We start from the raw sequence: 20,044 nt of genomic DNA, 5'->3' as shown, positions 1-20,044 counted from the left end.
TGCACCTAATAACTGGACATTATATCCTATTGAAGGGATAATTGAGAGTAATACTGACGAGAAAGGGAGGGGTTAACCATGCGCAAGTTGGCATATGTGATGGGTATATTATTTCTTTCCGCCGCCATGTTAATGGGATGTACATCATCTGAACCAGCGGAAAGCACTGAACCCGTCACTCCACCAGCAACGGAACAGCCAAGTGATACGGGGGACCAGAAGGCGACTGCGGAGGAGCAGCAACAAGCGCTCGAAATGTCGCTGGAGTATAAGACAACAGAACTCACTGTGGATGGCAAGGACTATGAGGATACGTTAGAGATGGAAGGGTTATTGGCCAAAGGAGAGACGATGAAGCCGTTCCTGACCTCCAGGAATTATGAGGCTTACATGGCTAATCGATATATTGTCTTGCCTCTTCAGGTTGCACACATCGAACAAGCGAAACTGCATCCTGAAAATATACAAACCAAGATCAAAGATAGCAAGAGTGACTGGATTCTTGTGGAATACACGCTCGATTTGAAATTTACGGATAAGGATGGCAAAGAGTTCAAGTCCATTCCGTTATCGGGTGATATCACCTTTTTGCAGGATCAGGGAGAATGGCGCATTCAGGATGACACGTACAACATGAAGCCCTTCACAGAAATCATCAATAATTCACTATAATGCATGAGTCATCTGTGAATCTGGCACATACAGATTGTGCTCGAATTATTCATTGCGAATAAGATCCTTCATATCAGTATGCACTTCAAAGTGTGTACTTTTTTTGTGGCGGCGCACCCAGCTAAGCGCGCGTCGTCAAAAGGGTATCATCGCGATGTTAGCTATCGACACCTGCTAGAAATTTGCAGGGTACATTCTCCTGTATTGATGATATTATTTGGATGATCAACTTACTTATTGCGCTCTTGTAGAATGGGGTTGGGTTCATCATGAGGGAGATTCTCCGAGTCGGTTCTCGTAAGGTTTGGTTGTATATCATTGCTGCTGTTATTGGTTTGGTTACAGGCTATGTCGTCCTCTCTTCGCCGGACTCTCCTAGGCTCCAAAGTGAAGAAGGTATTCTGGATTTAACGCAGGCTCAACTTAGTACGAATCCGCAAAAATTAACAGGGAATTGGGCGTTCTATTGGCAAGAACTGCTGTCGCCTGAGGATATGCGGGTTCGTTCGGCAAGGGAAGGAAATCAGGACCACTGGATTAACATCCCAAGCTCCTGGCTGGGCTACCCGTTAGAAGGTCAGCGGCTGAGCGGTACAGGCTATGCAACCTTTGGACTGGTCGTTCATCTAAGCGAGCAGGATCGCGATGAGATGCTTGCTCTGCGGCTGTCTAGCATTTTTAATGCGTACAAATTATGGGTCAATGGCGAGCTGCTGGCAGAAGTTGGTGAGGTTGGTCAGGACAAGCACAGCATGACCCCGCAATTGGAAACAAAGCTGGTGTATTTTCAGCCTGAAAGCGACACGTTAGAGCTGGTCATGCAAGTATCCAACTTCCAACATCATCGGGGCGGTATTACCAAGGATATCGAGCTGGGTGGCAGTGACGTACTAACGACCAAGACCAATCTGAATCTTGCCAGGGATATGTTCATCACGGCAAGTTTGCTAGTGATCGGTTTGTATAATCTGCTGTTGTTTATGTTGCGACGTAAGGATAAAGCTCCGTTATATTTTGGCCTGTTTACTGTACTGCTTGGTATTCGATCCTTGTTCAACGGCGAGCTTATCTTTACACAATGGTTGCCTCATTTTCCTTGGGAATTGCAGTTCAAGATCGAATATCTGATTCTTTGCCTCAGCGGTTATATCATCACCATGTATTTTGATTGTATTTTTCCGAATTATGTGTCGCGATGGTTTCGCCTTGGCACCCGGATCGTAACTGGTGCATTCTGTATCCTTGTAGTGGTAACCCCTGCAATTATATATACAAAATTTTTGCTGGTAATCGGTGTGATGGTAGTTCTACATATGATTTATCTGATGATCGGGCTGGTTCAGGCGGCTGTGCGACGTATGGAGGGAGCGCTGATCTTCCTGCTGGTGTCGGTGGTTACTTTGGTCACGGTTGTCAACGATTTTTTGTATTTTAACGGATGGTCGCTAGTTGGAAATACATCTCCGCTTGGCTTATTGATATTTACGATCGCGCAGCTGATTCTGCTGTCTTCGCGATCTACGAGGACGGCATCGAACGAAGAGAGAATTACACGTGAATTACAGTACGTTAATGACAAGCTGATTGAAATGAATATGAATCTGGAACAGACCGTTCAGGAGCGAACACAGGCCTTATCTACAGTGCATGATGATCTCCAAACCTCGTATGACCGACTGCTTCACTCCGAGCAAGGGAGGAAGAAGCTACTTGCTTATATTACGCATGATCTGCGTATGCCGTTGTCCAGTATGCTTGGATATGTAGAAGCTATACAGGACAGGGTCAAGCCGGAACGCAATGAACAATATCTGAAGTACATCCGGGAGAACACGATAAGGATTAACCGTATGATCGAGGAGTTGTCCTTCTTGTCTCATTTGGAGACTGGACAAGTCTCGTACCGAATGGAGCCAGTTCAGATGATTCCTTTCTTGCATGGTTTTTTTGAACAATATGAGTTGGTAGTGCGCGACGCAGGATTAGACTTCATACTGGATATCGGAGATGCCGAGGATAGACGATCTATTTTGCCAGTTGTCGAGATGGATGCGAAAAGAATAGAGCAGGCTTTATTTAATCTAGTGTCAAATGCCATGAAGTTCACCTCCAGCGGGGGGCTGGTGCGTATTGCACTAGTTGTGGAAGTGGTGAATCATGCTCCCCATGCAGTCATTAGCATACAGGATTCTGGAATGGGGATTCCTCCGGATCAGCTTGAGCAAATCTTCGAACGTAATTACAGATATGATCGGCCGGGAATGGGCATAGAGGGCAGTGGACTGGGGCTGGCAATTTGCAGGGAAATCGTACAAGCGCACGGAGGAATGGTTCGAGCGGAGAGCGACGGCAAGATGGGGGCGACATTCTATGTAACGTTTCCTTGTACGGTGATTGAAGGAAAGGGGTGATGAGATGGACACGCACAAAATCATGATCGTTGATGATGATCCTCATATATGCGAGATTGTGCAGGTGTATTGTGATAGGGAGGGATTTGTCTCCACCTGCAGTCATAGCGGGTCAGAAGCGATGGAGCTGCTTGCATCGTTTGAGCCGGATTTAATTATACTGGATATATTGCTGGCTAATGAAAACGGTATTGACTGGTGCAGGAATGCGCGTAATCTCACCAGTGCGCCGATTGTGTTTCTGAGCAGTCAAGAGGAAGACGAAATAAAAATTAGCGCATTATCCTATGGCGGGGACGATTATGTGACCAAGCCGTTCAGTCCGGGAGTGCTCATGGCCAAGATCAAGGCTCACCTTCGCAGAGTGTCGACGGGTAGAAGGGAACAACTGCTGGAGTTACCGGGTTTGACACTGGATTTCTACACGCAGTCCGTCAACATGGGAAGTACATCTATCTCTTTATCGAAAAAAGAATTCAGTCTGCTGTCCTATATGGCACAAAACGTGAATCGTGTCGTCAGTGTCGATACGTTGTTTCAAATCATCTGGGGAATGGAAAGTCTGGAGGATACGAGAACGGTTGCTGTACATATCAGTAATTTACGCAAAAAAATTGAGTCTGACCCTGCCGACCCCGAGCGAATCATTACGGTTCGGGGTAGCGGATATATGCTGGTTTCTAACAGTACGTCACAAGCATGAATATAGCAGTAAGGGTAGTCTATTATAAATGGGAAAATGGCGTTGGAGCAGTATCTGACGCTATTGGCCCATTTTTTGTTCTTTCCACTAGCTTCGTAATCGACTCAAGATATTGAATCCCTCAACACCAGTCTGCGCTTTTCCATCCTCGTCAAAATGATGTGCCATCTCTCCGAAAAATTAAACGATCCAATACGCACGGATTTAAAGTTTTCTTTAGATTTCTCAAGTAGGATAATCCATCATGATAAAATCACTGTGGTCGATATAACGACATATTTCATCAAATTGCAACTGATTATTAGCTACGAGGACGTTACATTCAAGCCGGATCAAACGATAATACGTGAAGAAATGGTTGTCTTGCTGTCCCGCATTAGTACTTGAAGAGAAGGAAGTGGCTCCGATGGCACGAGTTATATGTATCACATCAGGGAAAGGCGGAGTTGGCAAGACAACGGTCACGGCTAATCTCGGGACTGCCCTTGCCTTATCGGGGAGCAGCGTTTGCCTGATCGACGCTGATTTTGGATTGAGAAATCTGGATATTCCGCTTGGTTTGAGTAATAGGGTAAGGTATCATATTTCTGATTTTCTGACGGGTCGATGTGCTTTACATCAAGTGATCGTCAAAGATAAGCGAATCAGTACCTTGTCCTTTATCTCCTGTAGTAACGACACGGTGCATCACGATGATCCGCAAGTTTTTGGCGAGGTTGTACAGCAAATAGCCCAGAACTATGATTATGTGCTGATCGATTCGCCGGCAGGCATTGAAAATGGATTCTGGAATGCGGCTTTGGCAGCAGGTGAGGCTATTGTCGTTACTACGCCTCATCGTACATCGCTTCAGGACGCGGATCGCGTAATCGGATTATTAGAAGATATGATTCCGGCTCCGCCACAGCTCATCATTAATATGGCCGACGGACAGGAAGCCCGTTCGGCAACGGTAAAGATGCAGGATATTATCGATATTCTCAATATCGGTGTGATTGGCGTGATCCATGCCGATGTAGAAATTATACGTTCCGTACATAAGGGCATCCCGATTGCGCTTAATCCTGAGTTTGAAAGCGGGCTGCGCTTCAGGCATATCGCCCACAATGTGGCGAAGAATCAGCAGGAGCCTTTTATCTCATTGAAACCCAAGAGGCATATTAGTGTTTTTTCACTTCCTCCAAGACTGCGTTGGGGGAAGAGTAGTTCGTTATAGTCGATTCTGGTAGATGAATCGTTGGGAAGAGAACCATCTGGAATGGATTGCAGACGAGCTAAAGAATTCATGAAAGAGTGGTGTGGGAGTTACCTTCCCTACGCCGCTATTTTTTGATGTCATTGATGTTCTCACTTGCGAGTAGTTGCTTACTTAAAGTTTTCTTTATAATTCACAAGCGCCCCTATCTCGCATGATAAAATACGGAAGAAAAAACGACATAATTTGCTGTGTCGGTGTCACAATTCGACTGCGACTGATCAGGAAGGTCGGTGAACGAATTCAATCTGTAAAGTTGGCATTATCGTACCTTAAAGCAGTCGGATCTCTTCAGTCGGATGTTTGAGCTGACGTTGATGTTCTGAATGTGCTGAACGCCGCAGCTAGGACAATTCCATTTCTGTATGTAAAGTTTTTCCTCGCTTGATCTCCACGTGTCGAGCGAACTGACTCGCAGGAAACCAATGATCCCGATCTGGGTCAGTGGTATCCGCTATTAGTCTGGCTTTGTTGATTAGCTTGATTAGAAACCAATTTTGGAAGGTCTTTTTTAGTTTGATCTATACATAGAAGGGATGAATGAAAGTGAAGAAAGTAAGACAGGGATGGAAGGTGAGCCGGCAGATCCTGATGTGGATGCTGGTGATCAGCTTAGTAGTTTCTGCCGTGCCCCTATTACCAGCGCAATCGGCAGTAGCGGCTGAACTGCCGATGCAGATGACAAAAGTAACCACATCTACTGGATTCCAGGATGTGAGTCCCACCGACTGGTTCTATGATGCAGTCGTCCATGTGCAGGAGAAGGGCATATTCAGCGGAACGAACGCGAGTAGCTTCTCTCCTAAGGGGACAATGACACGTGCCATGTATGTAACGGCACTTGGACGGATGGCGGGAGTCGATGCCGGGGCGTACTCCACTTCGAGCTTTGCCGATGTACAGGCGGGCAGCTGGTATGCGCCATATGTCGAATGGGCGGTTAAGAAGGGAATTACCGATGGCACGGGGGATCGGAAATATTCGCCGGATGCTACCGTATCTCGGGAGCAAATGGCGACGATGACGTTGCGGTATTTCGAAAGCGAACAGATCCCTTATCAGACCGAGAATCCGGTCACGACAGAGCCGGGCGATCTCGGGGATGTATCGCCTTGGGCGGCTGACGCGGTCATCAAGCTGTGGCAAGCCGGTGTGTTCACCGGGGACGAAAAGGGGAACTTCAATCCGCGTGCACAAGCGACTCGCGCGGAAGCAGCGGTTCTCTTCATGCGCAACAACGCGGTTGTAGAGGCGTGGAAAAATCAGAATCAAACGCCGGTGACGCCTACTCCAACACCAACACCGACATCGCCGGTGACACCAACAACCGGCGGTAATAGTGGTGGCGGAACGCCTGGAGATAACGGAGGTAACCCAGGCACGGGTTCCACTGCGTATACGCTCACGTTTGAGAGCAACGGAGGCACGGCAGTTGCTGCGCAGACGGTACGAAAAGGCCAGGTGCTAAATAATCTACCTGCTCCAACAAAAGAAGGATATATATTCCAAGGGTGGTTTGCGGATAGTGATCTTTCACTCATCTTCGCAAGCGGCAGCACCCTGAACGCGGATACAAAGTTGTATGCAAAGTATACGGATAGCATAGATCGTGCAGTACAGAGCGTACCAAGCTATTCGGTACTGGATGTCGCGCCGAACTTCACCATTAAGGTGCAGGATTCATCGGGCAGTCTAACGGAATCCCAGGTCAAAGAGGGGATGAACTTCGTGGATACGGCGAATCCCGAATTCGAAGGGGTTACCGTCTCTGGCGGGAACGGAGTTTTCACGGTATCGTCAGCAGCCGAAAACGGCAAGTTCGTTGAAGGTAACACATATCAACTTACGTTGACGGATGACAGCTTGTCCTTCCAAGGCCAAGACGCGACGACAAGTATTTATGTATTTAGCGTTGCTAAACAAGAAGTCATGAATGTTCCACTCAATCCGAATATGATCTACATTCCGTTCACGGATGTCACGGATATGGTGATAAATGGAGCAGATGTCGATTCACCCGCGATTTCAGTCGTTACTACGACGGTAGGTGGCGAAAATGCACTCGCCGAAGTGAATGCGAGTAGTGGAACGTTCAAGTACACCGGAAGCACTGGCACGGTAATTCAAGTCGGTGATACCGTAGCCATCTATGAGGGAGTTAGTCCCAAACTGCGCACAGTCGAAACGACTGGTGAAGACGATGGTGATGTGGCCTATGTCCAGATCACGGCGGTAGATGGAAGTGTCTACACTTATGATCACGCAGATGCCAATCAAGTGTTGTTCAAGCCGGATGTTCTACCGGTGAGCATAGAAGCAGATAAGGATGGAATTCCCAATAACCATTCCATCACGGTTGAGCACACTGCCATGAACTACAGTGACAGCCTGTACAAGCCCTTTGGTTTGGATGAGCTGACCACTGTTGATGTGGGCGACTTTATTGGTTTTTATGATGGACAATTCGATCAAGAAGGTATTGAGATCATGGGTTATGGACGTATTACGTCGATTACGCCTGAGGCGGAGATGGACGTAATTACGTATGAAGATGCCACCATTGAAGATATTGAAAATGCCTTCAACATCTATCAGAAGCAAGCAATTGACGGCGACGATCTGTTTTCGGAAGAACAGATTGCACAGCTCGAAGAGCAAATTGAGCAGCAAGCGAGAGACAGCGGATTCGTCAATGAAGCCGCGGATTATCTGTCTGACATCGCCATGGAGACGAAGGAAATTCAGGAGATCAAGGCTCAGTCCTCCCTAGCGTCCAGTAAAGGGAGCCGGGTAAGTGTGGAGAATCTGACCGTTTTTGCTTCACTCGGCACGAGGCTGAAGAATATTGACGGCCGAACCTCAGGCGTAAGCGTTACATTACAAGTGGGTGCCGATATTGTTGTCAATATCAATGAAGACAGCGATCTTGTCATCCATATGACGGGTACATTCGTGCAGGAGATGAGCCTGGACCTCGGTATCAATGGGGATATGAAAGGGCACTGGCTGAAAAAGTGGGGGATTCCTTACTGGTACAGCATTGATGATTATGTAATTACGGCGAATCTGGATGCTTATAGCTATACCGGGATGAACATCACGGCAGAGATAGCTCTCGTTGAACACGATAAGTTAAATGATGCACTGAATGACTGGGTGGGCGAGAAGAACGCTGGCAGGTTGGGAAAGGTTCAGAACATTGCGACACAGATTAAAGCGGTAATGGCGGGTGTGCAGGATACTGCCGTAGATGCGGAATCGTTGAAGGAAAAGTATCAAGAGATGTTGGAGCAAGACACGGAGTGGGTTCCGTTAATCAAGAAAGAGCTTTTTGAAAAGAGCGTACGCGTGGCTTTAGGTATTGTGGAAGTCAAATTTGAAGCGGAGTTTGTGGTCAGCGCCCAGGTGAACCTGACGGTGGGGGCAGATTTCTACTATAAGATGGCGAAGCGCTACTCGGTTAGCTTGCGCGTATTGAGTTTCAGTGGTTCGAGCAATACGGTCAGCTTGCCGGGAGACGGAGATTACCAATTTACCTTCTATGTGATGGGGACGATCGGTTTACGAGCTGGTATTCATATGGAGGTCAAAGCGGGGATTGGAAGCGTCAAGTTGAATAGTATCGGGCTTGCTGTAGAACCCGGTGTGTATGTGAATCTTTGGGGCTACTTCTATTATCAATTGAAAAATATTAGCGGGGTGAAGACCACGAAGTCTTTAGGTGCCCTGTTCGTCGAGATTGGGATCTATTTGGAGGTCGAACTCGGCGCTCAATTAGGAGATGGAGCGCTCTCAGGTGGAGTGGAGCTGGTCGATGAAGAGTGGCCACTGTATACGATTGGAGAAGAACAGAACGTCTACGACTTCGCCTATCCACAGGATAAGTCGCTCAAAGTGAACATGGCGGGTTCTGCGTCATCCATCGCTGTACCGGAGTTGTGGGTCACGATGAATACCTTTGATTTGAAGACAGGCGATACGGATGAACAGGCGTATGATCGCTCGAATTTCGATATTCAGGTGGACAATCCAAACTTCAAGTATGACGCAGCAAACGGGATGATTGAAGTGGTGGACAAGAACATTCAGGTGAGTGATGGCAATCTGGTTATCACCTGGAAGGGGGCACCGGCGTCGTTCATGTCCGAGCCACTCAAGCGTACGATTCAGTTAAGCTGGCTTGCCAGAGTGGGTGACTACATCCTTCAGCTGGATCCACAGAACAGCGGAGTGACCCAGGTTGTGGCGGCTCCTTATAACGCGCCAATCAGTGTGGTCACCCCGGTATATCCAGGATACACCTTTGACGGCTGGTATACGGCCGCTTCCGGCGGCACGAAGATCACGATTCCGAACCGAATGGCTGCGGAGGATCGGAAACTGTACGCGCACTGGATTGCGAACAAGAATACGCCGTATACGGTTGAGTATTATGTGCTAGACCCGAACAGCAGAATACAGGCTCCGCCTGTGGATACTGAAAATAGGACTGGAACAACGGACACAGAGATTCGAATCAGCTCCGACAGGTTTAAGGAGCAGGGCTATGCGACCGGAACGGTAAGCGGCGTATTAATCAAGGGAGACGGCTCGACAGTCGTAAGAGTTAATTACTATCCGGAGAATCGAAAGATGACCTTCGTTGGGGGTTATGCCGGTGCGCCCCAAATCTCGCTAACGGAAGCCGTTGGCAAGAACATTGCTGCTCGTATACCTGTGCCGACAAGGCAGGGATATACGTTTGCCGGTTGGTCGCCAGAAGCTCCAAGTACAATGCCGATTGAGGATACTACGTATACAGCGAAGTGGACGGGGAGAGAGGGTACGCCTTATCAGGTCGTGTACTTGCTGCAAAATATCGGAAGTGACACCTATACGGTTGCAGATACGGAATCGTATCGTGGAGTTACGGGTACCGAGGCGAATTTGGCGGATGTCAAGCCGAGATCCTATGATGGCTTCGTGCGGGACGACAGCATTTCGGCACTGACGGATCTAATCACGAGCAACGGCAAAACGGCGTTGAAGGTATATTATAAGCGTGATGTATACCAAATGACGGTTGATTATAACGGTTCTGGGGCAACAAATAAAACGGATAATGTTCCTTTCGGAGCGACGATGCTGTTGCGTCTAGGCACTCCGACATGGCAGGGATATAGCTTTACGGGTTGGTCGCCAACGCCTCCGACCACGATGCCTGCTGAAGATGTCCAGTTTACCGCTCAGTGGGCAATTAACGACTACACTGTAAATTTCGACAGTAACGGTGGGTCCGAAGAAGTGCCGGCTCAGACTGTAGGGTTTGGCGCCACGATTAGTACGCCGACTGAACCGACGAAAGATGGTTATGTATTCGGCGGTTGGTACAGTGATAACACGTTGACGAATGCTTACGACTTCGCTACAGCGGTGACGGCGGATCTCACACTGTATGCGAAGTGGCTGATCCCTTACACGATAAGCTTCGAGAGTAATGAAGGGTCGGTAGTAGATGCCCAAACAGTGAATGAAGGCGTCAAGGCTATGGCTCCTGCCCCTCCGACGAAAGACGGCTATGTGTTTAGCGGCTGGTACAGCGATAGTGAGCTAATGAACGCCTACAATTTCACGACTATGGTGGTTACGGGAGACCTGACATTGTACGCGAAGTGGACGGTATATGTACCGATTACCTACACTGTAACTTTCGAGAGTAACGGCGGATCGTTGGTCACAGAACAGACTGTGAATGAAGGTGCCGTGGCTACTGCTCCTGGCGCTCCGATGCTGGAAGGGTATACGTTCGATGGCTGGTATAGCGATAGCGAATTGATGATACCTTATGGTTTCACAGAAGGTGTAATGGCCAATGTGATGCTGTACGGGAAGTGGACAAAGAACAGCTACACAGTGAGCTTCAACAGTAACAACGGATCGTCGGTGAGCAGTCAGTCCGTGAGTGAAGGTGACACGGCAGTAGTTCCTGACGCACCGACCCGTGCAGGGCATGTATTTGAAGGCTGGTATAGCGATGCTGGTCTGAATGAATCTTACAGCTTCATGACACCTGTGATGAATAACCTCACATTGTACGCGAAGTGGACGGCTATATATACGGTCACCTTCAACAGTAACGGCGGATCACTGGTGGCTGAACAGAATATGCAAACCGGCGGTAATGCTACGGAGCCTGCCGTACCGACGAGGGACGGTTACGTGTTTAATGGTTGGTACAGCGACGCTGGACTGAATGAAGCCTACAGCTTCACGACATCGGTGACGGGTAACCTCACGCTGTACGCGAAGTGGACATTTAACAGCCGCACGGTGGACTTTGACAGTAACGGTGGAGCAGCAGTAGGTAGTCAGACGGTGGTTACTGGCGACAAAGCTGTGGCACCTGCTGCGCTGAAGTGGGCAGGGTATCGATTTGAAGGTTGGTACAGCGATCGCGATCTGGAGATCGCCTACGACTTCATGACGCCGGTGACGTCAAACATCACCCTGTACGCGAAGTGGACGATGACATCGTGGCTGCAAGTAGGTGACTTGTTGGACTTGAATAGTAAGTCCAATGTCATCTTCGACAGTCAAGGAACTCCTTACGTGGCTTATATAAAGGACAATTACGAAGTGTTTGTGATGCAATTTAAGGGAGGCAAGTGGCAGTCCTTTGGCAATCAAAGCGATCTTGAAAAAGCGGGAGGATTAGGGAGCTCAGCTATATCGCTCGGAATAGACAGTAAGGACAAGCTTTATGTTGCTTATAAGAATAGCTCAGGTAAAGTAAGCTTTAAGAATTATAATGATGAACATAAGTGGTGGAGACCAGTATCTACTATCTCTGATTTCAGTTGGAATGATGGAAAGACGAGCAGAAAAGTGGATAAAGTTAATGATAGCTTCTTCATTACCTTCGATAAGGATGATAATCCTTTTCTGATGTTTAGAGGTATTTTGGCCGGTAATGCTGCGGAACCGTCAATGCTTATGTCATGGAGTTATCATGAAGGTAGTGGATGGAAACAAGAAGCGAGACTAGAGGCATTCGCAGGTCTAAGAGCCTTCCTCGCACCATTACCAAACAACGGCATGTATTTATTTGCTCCATTCAGGTTAACTGGTACCCCTGTGGCAACAGGATATAGCTTGGTAGATGGATCATGGAAACAATTGGATCGTAAAGCATATCTAATAACTGCGAATATGGATGCTGCATCCGCGCTTGATCCATCTGGCGTACCTTATATGATCTATCTCAGCAGCTCCAACGTTGTTGAAATGTGGAAATATCCGCACACCATTCCGTCAGAAGATACAGCATGGGAGAAGGTGAGTACTCCCGAATTCTTGGTCGGTTCATCTCAAGAAGGAAGCATAGATATGGCCTTTGACAGCGAAGGAACGCCTTACGTTGCTTATCGAGATGCTGCAAATGGCAACAGGGTGACTGTGATGAAATACGAGAATTTGGATTGGAGACCCGTAGGGTCTGCCGGATTCTCCGCTGGTGATGTTCTTCAGCTAGACATCACCATAGACAGCACCGATAACATCTATGTGAGTTATAAGGAACAAGGTAAAATGAACGTGATGAAGTTTGATCCTAATTTCAAATAACTTGGATAGATCAGACTGGCAGAAGAGCCTACTCCCATCGGAGTAGGCTTTTTTGCATATATTCCGTAATTCACTATATTTCATGCAGCGTTTGTGTCTCTGGGACGTTATGCACACCCCATTTGCAGATTTCCTCCAGAATGGGTATTAGACTTTTACCTCGGTGGGTTAATCAGTTTTGAACCCTGAAAAAACGGCCTTTCCCGAGATTTAAATTGCAGATGTAGATGACTCATCCTCAACTCCAATTATTTTGCTTAGAAATTGGTTCGCCCAAACGTAGCGTCACTCTTCACCGTCGAGCTGCTAGATGCATTGATGGTATCGAGCTGTAACACGTAATCATAATGCCGGATGTAATAGCCGGGCTGACTATACGATTGAAGGGATACTTTGGTGCTATCAGCCCAACCAGGACTGCTTAGGAACGTAGCATCTCCCTTATAGGCGGCGGTGTTGGCGTAAGCTTCAAGTACAATTTTGTTGCTGGCATTACGCTTCAGAAAGTAGCCTGGGAAGTTAATGGACTCAAGCGAGATTCCTGTGGAGCTGACAAGACCCGGTACGACGCGGAACTGGGAATCCAGAACAGGGGAGACGTTGGCATCCACGCGAGCGGTGTAATTGGCATGACGGATGTATCGATCCGGAACGTTGTGTGAACTGAACTGGCTGAACCCTGTGGCTTCTGGTGTTGCAGGACCCAACATTTTGACCTCGTGCAGGGTTGGGGTGTACCAGTTCCCCGGATTATTCCACAAGACGGCGTTCACCATATTGATCCGTACATAACGGGCAGTGAAATGCACGGCATCCGTGGTGAAGCCATAGGTCAGATTATTGGTGCGATCCAAAGTGGAGTAATTAACTCCATCGTTGCTAATTTCAATTTTGTATTTGTAGTATCCTTCGGAACCTTTATACATAAACCAGGACGTGTCGATCTCGGTGATCGTCTTCGGTGCGCCGAAGTCCACCTGCCACCAGGCAGGCCAGCTATTGGAGGAAGCCACCCATGAAGTCTGGTAGTTGCCATCATTGACGTTGGATGCAGACGAGCCGGAGGCTGTGGAGCTGGCGGTAGCTGTTTTGCCTTGTGCATGATTGACGAGAGCAGGCGGTGTTACTACACCTGTTACTGCATCAATATTCCATGTGGTATACCATTCCAGTGATGCTGTTCCGTTCGAATCATTCAAGGTTAGTGGCAGCCAGATATGTTTGTGCTCTCCGAGGTTCATCGGATTCCAGCGATCCGCCATGTAGATTAAGGATGTGGTGTTGCTGCCTGTAATCGTGGCAATATCGTGAATCTGCGAACCAAAGGCAGATGGATTGCCATATGGCGTAAGCGCAGCCCATGGACCCGTCATGGAAGTTGCTGTAGCATAAGCGCCCTGATTCGGATACCAGCCAGCGGCTTGAGAGGTGAAGAGGTAGTAACGGTTTCCTTTTTTCACAACAGTAGGTGCTTCACGGTAGGCGTTCTCGAACAGCCAGCCCTCGAAGGACTGTATTCCGGTGTAACTTGCATTCATTTTAAAAATAGCCATCGTATCATTGGCACCGCCATTTTTGCGTGAAGCAGTAACCAGATAACCTGTGCCATCTGTATCAACAAAGACGGTCATGTCACGGGATTCATAATTCAGCGGGCGGAAGCTGCCCTCATAGGTGAATTTGCCATTCGGGGTATTGCTTGTTGCGACCGCTACACGCCCGAGGTTGTAGTCTGTACCGTTCTCATAGTGTGCCCAGAGCACATACTGATTGGTGGAGGCGTTATAGATGACTTTGGGGCGTTCGATCTTACTGGAGGCCAGCTCGGTTGCGGAATCTTTCGTCAGGATGGCGTTGCTGAAAGTCCAGTTCTTCAGATCGGTGGAGGTGTAGACGTTCACTCTGTCGAACCTGCCACCCACTGCATGTTCACCGTACAGATAATACGTCGAGCCTACCTGCAGAATGTTGCCGCTGTTCGCATGGATGGGGTTGCCTGCGGTATCGAGCCAGTCGGTACCGTTGGTTATCGTGACACTTGCTGCGCTTGTTCGTTCAGGATGAAGTCCAAACAGGGTGAACGTGAGTGCGAAGACCAGAAACCAGAGAGCTTTCCTGTTACCCATTACATACACCTCCCGAAAGATATTAAATTAAATGAAGCGCTCTCATTTATATTTTAGTTGGGTCAGACTCTTTTTCAAGTGAACAATCCATCCATTGCTGAACAAACCGGCATTTCAATGGGGCTGAGCGGTGAGAGCGGAGGTAATGTTCCTAAATATCAAGTACGATGATGTAGAGAGGATCAGGTGCACACGTTAAAATGAGGATAGACTAATTGTTACAACAGATCTGGAGGGGGAACCATCATGGACAAGTTTATTGTAGATGAAGACCTTCAAGTGATATTGCAAAATGAAGAAGATGGAACCAGCGCTCCGATTAAGGGAGGCATTACTGCTCAGGATTTTGAAGTCATCTCTACGTATCAAAAGGGATGGTTGACCTTCGCCTATCTGCGTGATCATCAGGGAATATGGTGGTTCAATGCTCGCAAGAACAAGGCGAGTTTGTTCAGTCGGGATACGGAAGCTTTTCGTGTGATCGATGAAGATTACTGCTGCGACTCTCAGTATGTCTATCTGGAAGATCAGGCCGTGCCTGACTCAGATCCGGACAGCTTTCGGCTATTGCCGGATACGCCCTACTTTGCTCAGGACCAACGTTATTTATATGTAAAGAGCAGCACTCATTTTCATCTATTTGAGGATATCGATACGAACTCTGTGATTGCTCATCACGACTATTGCACCGACAAGGACCATCTGTTCCATCTGTCCAGCTCTCTTCGTTATGCGAATGGGAAAAAGGATGAGGTGAGGGCGTGGCTGCAAGAACATCATCCCGATGTACCTGGCTGGTGGAATGTGCATTATGCCCACAGTGTAGAGGGCCATACGCAGATTACAGGGAACTGGTATGAGACGGCGTCGTCCATTTTTTATAGAACAGAATGGGGCGGTACGTATCGTCGAGAAGCGAAGGGCGTGCTTAACCTTGTTCGTGGAGCGGACAGGTCTACCTTTGAACCGCTGGACGAGCAGTTTGCACGGGACCGGGAACGTGTTTATTTTCAGTGGCGTACTGTAAAAGGAGCAGACCCGGATACGTTCCAGCCGCTAGGTGGGCCTTTTGGTCGTGATGGCAAACACGTGTATTACAACGGTTACCGTGTCGACGAGGCAGATGCTCGGCAATTTGTAGCGTTTGCCGGGACGGAGCATCTTGGACTTTCCAAGGATCAGCAACATGTGTATCGTGCCGAGGTTATTCGGACAAGTCAGCCCTTCGGTCATCCTGACGATGTGCTTCAGATCATCAAGGGGGCAGATGCAGCGACGTTTGAGTTAATAACGCCTTCCGGCAGTTGGGCGGTGGATGCCAATCGTGTGTATCTATGGGGTAAACCAAATAAACATATCGATCGAGTCAGCTTTACACATCTATTCGATGCTGATCCCCAGAGTTGGGCAATGGACCAGAAGGGTCTGTATAATGCCAATGGCAACCGTACGGTAAAAGGTATCAACGGAAGTACATTTGTCATGCTGAATCAATATTGGGGCAAAGACGACCGTGTGGTGTTCAGCTTTGTGACGGGTGGGGTTTATAAGTCGGGAGATGCAGCGACGTTTATGGTTACGGATGATATCGGGGGCGCCGAAGATGTGCTATTTCGGTATACGGTGGAAGGCGGTACAGTGCGGAAAAAGAAGAGGTAATGAAAAAAGGGATGGTAGACTTAGAAAAGAGTCCACTATCCCTGTTTGAATTTCTAGTTATTTGACCGTGTTTAGCAAACTATTTATGACCTTTGCGAACCTTAAGCTGCATCTTTTTGATCGTTATGTTTTGCATGAGCTCCAGTACGAGAGGGCCTTTGCCGTTCAGGATCTCTACATCCGTCACATTATCCTGAATCGTAATGATCCCGATATCGTCTGCTGTAACCCCTTCAAGCTTGGCGATGGTACCTACAAAGTCAACGGCACGAAGTTTCTTCTTCTTGCCTCCGTTGAAGTTCAGCTTCATGATCTGTTGGTTCAACTGTTCACGCTTGTCCTTTTTGCGTTCAGGTACAATCTTCAATCGCTTCTCAAAATCTTCTCTGCGGCGATCTACAGCTTCTTCGGAAGGTGCTTTCACAACAGGGATTTCGAATCCAATATAGGATTCAATCTCGGCGAGACGTCTGCCATCTTTCGGTGTAATCAACGTAATGGCTTTACCTGTTTTGCCTGCGCGACCCGTACGGCCTGTACGGTGAACATATCCCTCTTTTTCCAAAGGAATATCGTAGTTGATGACATGGGTAATATTCGTGATATCAATACCACGTGCGGCTACATCCGTCGCGATCAGATAGCGGAATTGTCCCCGTCTGAATGCGTTCATCACTTCGATCCGCTCATCCTGCTCCATACCACCATGGATACGATCTGCTGGGTAGTCAAGGTCAGCCATAACCCGGAACAGTTTATCCACATTCTCCTGCGTACGGCAGAACACAATGCAGCTATCCGGATTTTCCACAATGAACAAGTCTTGAAGCAGTGCGGTTTTGTTCACCTCTGGTATGTTAATCACAGCATGTTCAATCGTGGCTGTTGTCAGTCCACTTGCCTTGATCTCAATCTCCACCGGTTTGTTCATGTATTTGCGTGACAGCTTGGCTACATCTTCAGGGAACGTAGCGGAGAACAACATCGTTACGCGCTCCTGCGGCAGTTTCTGAATGATGGACTGTACTGTCTCAATAAAGCCCATATTCAACATCTCATCCGCCTCGTCAATGACGAGATAGGCAATCCGTTCGAGTGGCAGCGTGCCGCGTTCGATATGATCCAGTACCCGACCTGGTGTACCAACAGCCACGTGTGTTCTTTGTTTTAACTCTGCTTTTTGGATATGAAAAGGGGACTGTCCGTATAGTGCGGTTGCTTTAATACGCTTAAAGCGGCCGATATTCGTAATATCTTCGTTAACCTGCAAAGCTAGTTCCCGGGTTGGTGTAAGAATCAAAGCCTGTGGCTTATTCTCATTCCAATCCACCAGCTCGCAAAGTGGAATGCCGTAAGCAGCTGTTTTACCACTACCTGTCTGTGATTTGACCACAAGATCCTGATTCTCTAGTGCTACCGGAATAACTTTGGTTTGAACCTCGGTTGGTGTCTCATAGCCCAGACTGTCCAGTGCTTTTACGATCTCTTCACCAAGTCCATAATCTTTAAATTGTTGCTCGCTCATCGTTTACCTCTTTTGCGTTAGTTTTTGTACAATTATTGCACCGTACATTTATCGTATACCTCTTCATTATACTCTATATGCAGGCAGGCTAACGGAGTAAATGCTTCAAGTGTGTAAATTGTTTTCATAATTCCTGATTTGAGGGAGCAACGTTTGTTGCTATTCGTATGTGTATCATAACGTTCCACGTGAAACGAAATGTATCGGCGTATTTTGCTTGGTGTTAATGAATGACCATTTTTACAGCCTTGGTTTGGGGAGGGTAAGATTGAGCAATAACTCCATTGCTCCACACCTCTGCACTTCGACCAACGAGTGTCTCATCCAAAGAGACGGTGACAATCTCTTCTTCGATGATGAGTTCGGCGTCCTTGCTGAGAGAGACCCAAATCGGTCCAGAATCAACACCGTGATCCTCTTTATTCTCTATGAGTACCTGACCTCTTTCTTCCTCAAAATCCGTAATAATTCCTCGCACATGTGGCTTCTCTTTCCCTTGTTCTACGGACTTCTCTGCACATCCAAGGGTTAACAGGAGCATGATGACTGGTAGTAAGGATAACCTTCGTGCAATGGACATTGGGTTACTCACCTCTCATCCTTTTTAATGCATCTATAACTATGGACGTTACCTGAGGCGACGAAGTTCCTGTATATCAATAAAAAGAACCAAAATCATTTGATTCAGTCTGGAACTGAAATTTGGAATATGTTAGCATATGGGTAACTTACTGAACGGAGGGATACGTGTGCAAAATTTTTCCCGATTGAGATAGTGTGGCGAAAAACGTCTGTTTACGCTTGCTGTTTACTGCCTGTGTGCAGTTCATCGGGATCGGTTTGCCATTTTACACGTATGCCGCTAGTCGTCGTGAAAGAATCACTCTTTGAAGTGGTTCTTTGATGTACTACTATTTTTTTGTGAGCATTCAGGTATGCCAACATCCGAAATGAACTGCACAGGCGAACATGTCTGTGTTTTTTATTTTATCAAGGAAAAGGGGAGTACCTGATATGTCAAAACCGAACTTGAATGAGAATTTGGCAATTCAAAAGGAACTATTATCTTTAGCAAAACAGAACGGACTTCTTATCGTTGAGCAATCCTTAGAGATCAACGAGTCGGGGATGGATTTTCGTGTAGCATTCGCCACGGATGAAGAAGGCCGCAGATGGGTTCTGCGCCAGCCGCGACGCGAAGACGTATGGGAGCGAGCCGAGAATGAGCACAAGGTGCTGGATGTGGTCCGAGGAAATATACCCGCACAAGTACCGGATTGGAGGATCTTCACGCCAGAGTTGATAGCTTATCCTTTACTTGAAGGTGATCCGATCGCAGTTGTGGATCCCGCAGGGGGAGGGTATGTATGGCGATTCACTCAGGAGGGCTTATCTGATACATTCCTGGATTCACTAGCTACGACTCTCGCCACACTGCATAACATCGATCCCGACAAGGCGAAGAAAGGTGGAGTGCGGATCAAGACACCTATGGAAGCTCGCAAAGAATTTGCAGCCAATATAGAGGAGATTAAGCAGAATTTTACGGTGCCAACCAAGTTGGTTGAACGCTGGACGGTATGGCTTTCTATAAATAGCTATTGGCCTCAGCACTCGGCGTTCATCCATGGTGATCTGCATCCGCCGCATATTATTGTCGATGATGCCCAGCGAGTAACTGGACTTATTGATTGGACGGAAGCGGAGATTGCAGATCCGGGTAAGGACTTTGTCATCTACTACGCACTCTTTCAGGAGGATGGGCTGCGTGAGCTTTTGAGTCGTTATGAGAAGGCAGGGGGAAGAACATGGCCCCAGATGCTGGAGCATATTCGGGAGCAGTGGGCAGCCTATCCTGCAATTGTTGCCAAGTTTGCACTAATTACGGGGAAGGAGTCGGACATGGAGATGGCGAGAGGCATGCTTGCGAATTGGGATGTGAAGAGAGGTTGAGTATTAAAGGTATATATAATTCGTTCACCCGTTATGGCACGTACTCTCGCATAACGGCTCCTTAACATAACAAAGGGCGATCCCGACCATGAGTTCCATGGGAGAATCGCCCTTTTGTTTTTCGTTAAGCGTGGTGCG

The 20,044-nt window shown here is 47.7% G+C and carries 10 protein-coding genes; 7 read left to right on the top strand and 3 right to left on the bottom strand.

The window, feature by feature from the left end; translation table 11 throughout:
* Positions 1-78 precede the first annotated feature (78 nt).
* From C161_RS17825 to C161_RS17805, 5 genes are all read left to right on the top strand, one after another.
* On the top strand, positions 79-672 hold the full coding sequence (locus C161_RS17825) for a hypothetical protein (protein ID WP_036671785.1): 594 nt from the start codon (positions 79-81) through the stop codon (positions 670-672).
* 269 nt (positions 673-941) lie between these two features.
* Positions 942-3,083, top strand: coding sequence for a sensor histidine kinase (locus C161_RS17820; RefSeq protein WP_036671784.1), 2,142 nt, complete (start codon positions 942-944; stop codon positions 3,081-3,083).
* A gap of 4 nt (positions 3,084-3,087) precedes the next feature.
* A complete protein-coding gene (locus C161_RS17815; protein WP_036671783.1) occupies positions 3,088-3,786 on the top strand; it encodes a response regulator transcription factor in 699 nt (232 codons plus the stop codon).
* Between the two features lie 406 nt (positions 3,787-4,192).
* On the top strand, positions 4,193-5,002 hold the full coding sequence (gene minD / locus C161_RS17810) for a septum site-determining protein MinD (protein ID WP_036671782.1): 810 nt from the start codon (positions 4,193-4,195) through the stop codon (positions 5,000-5,002).
* A gap of 585 nt (positions 5,003-5,587) precedes the next feature.
* Positions 5,588-12,643, top strand: a complete 7,056-nt coding sequence (locus C161_RS17805) for an InlB B-repeat-containing protein (protein ID WP_235193853.1) — start codon at positions 5,588-5,590, stop codon at positions 12,641-12,643.
* A gap of 257 nt (positions 12,644-12,900) precedes the next feature.
* On the opposite strand, the gene C161_RS17800 is transcribed toward C161_RS17805, so the two are convergent.
* Positions 12,901-14,769: an AbfB domain-containing protein gene (locus tag C161_RS17800; protein WP_036671780.1), complete on the bottom strand. Its 1,869-nt coding sequence runs from the start codon at positions 14,767-14,769 to the stop codon at positions 12,901-12,903.
* 246 nt (positions 14,770-15,015) lie between these two features.
* On the opposite strand from C161_RS17800, the gene C161_RS17795 reads away from it, so the two are divergent.
* Entirely contained in the window at positions 15,016-16,428 is a 1,413-nt protein-coding gene (locus C161_RS17795; RefSeq protein WP_036671779.1) for a DKNYY domain-containing protein, read from the top strand.
* A 79-nt stretch (positions 16,429-16,507) separates the two neighbouring features.
* Here the strand turns inward: C161_RS17795 and C161_RS17790 are convergent, their stop codons facing one another.
* Together C161_RS17790 and C161_RS17785 are read right to left on the bottom strand one after the other, a co-directional pair.
* Positions 16,508-17,953, bottom strand: coding sequence for a DEAD/DEAH box helicase (locus tag C161_RS17790; RefSeq protein WP_036671776.1), 1,446 nt, complete (start codon positions 17,951-17,953; stop codon positions 16,508-16,510).
* Between the two features lie 223 nt (positions 17,954-18,176).
* Positions 18,177-18,533, bottom strand: a complete 357-nt coding sequence (locus tag C161_RS17785; protein WP_036671774.1) for a hypothetical protein — start codon at positions 18,531-18,533, stop codon at positions 18,177-18,179.
* 434 nt (positions 18,534-18,967) lie between these two features.
* Here C161_RS17785 and C161_RS17780 point away from each other — a divergent pair, with 434 nt between their 5' ends.
* Positions 18,968-19,906, top strand: coding sequence for a macrolide 2'-phosphotransferase (locus C161_RS17780; RefSeq protein ID WP_036671772.1), 939 nt, complete (start codon positions 18,968-18,970; stop codon positions 19,904-19,906).
* The last annotated feature ends 138 nt before the right edge of the window (positions 19,907-20,044 follow it).

Source organism: Paenibacillus sp. FSL R5-192 (assembly GCF_000517845.1).
Taxonomy (GTDB): Bacteria; Bacillota; Bacilli; order Paenibacillales; family Paenibacillaceae; genus Paenibacillus; species Paenibacillus amylolyticus.
The sequence above is the reverse complement of the archived record's forward strand: the minus strand, read 5'-3'. Positions and strand labels throughout refer to the sequence as shown.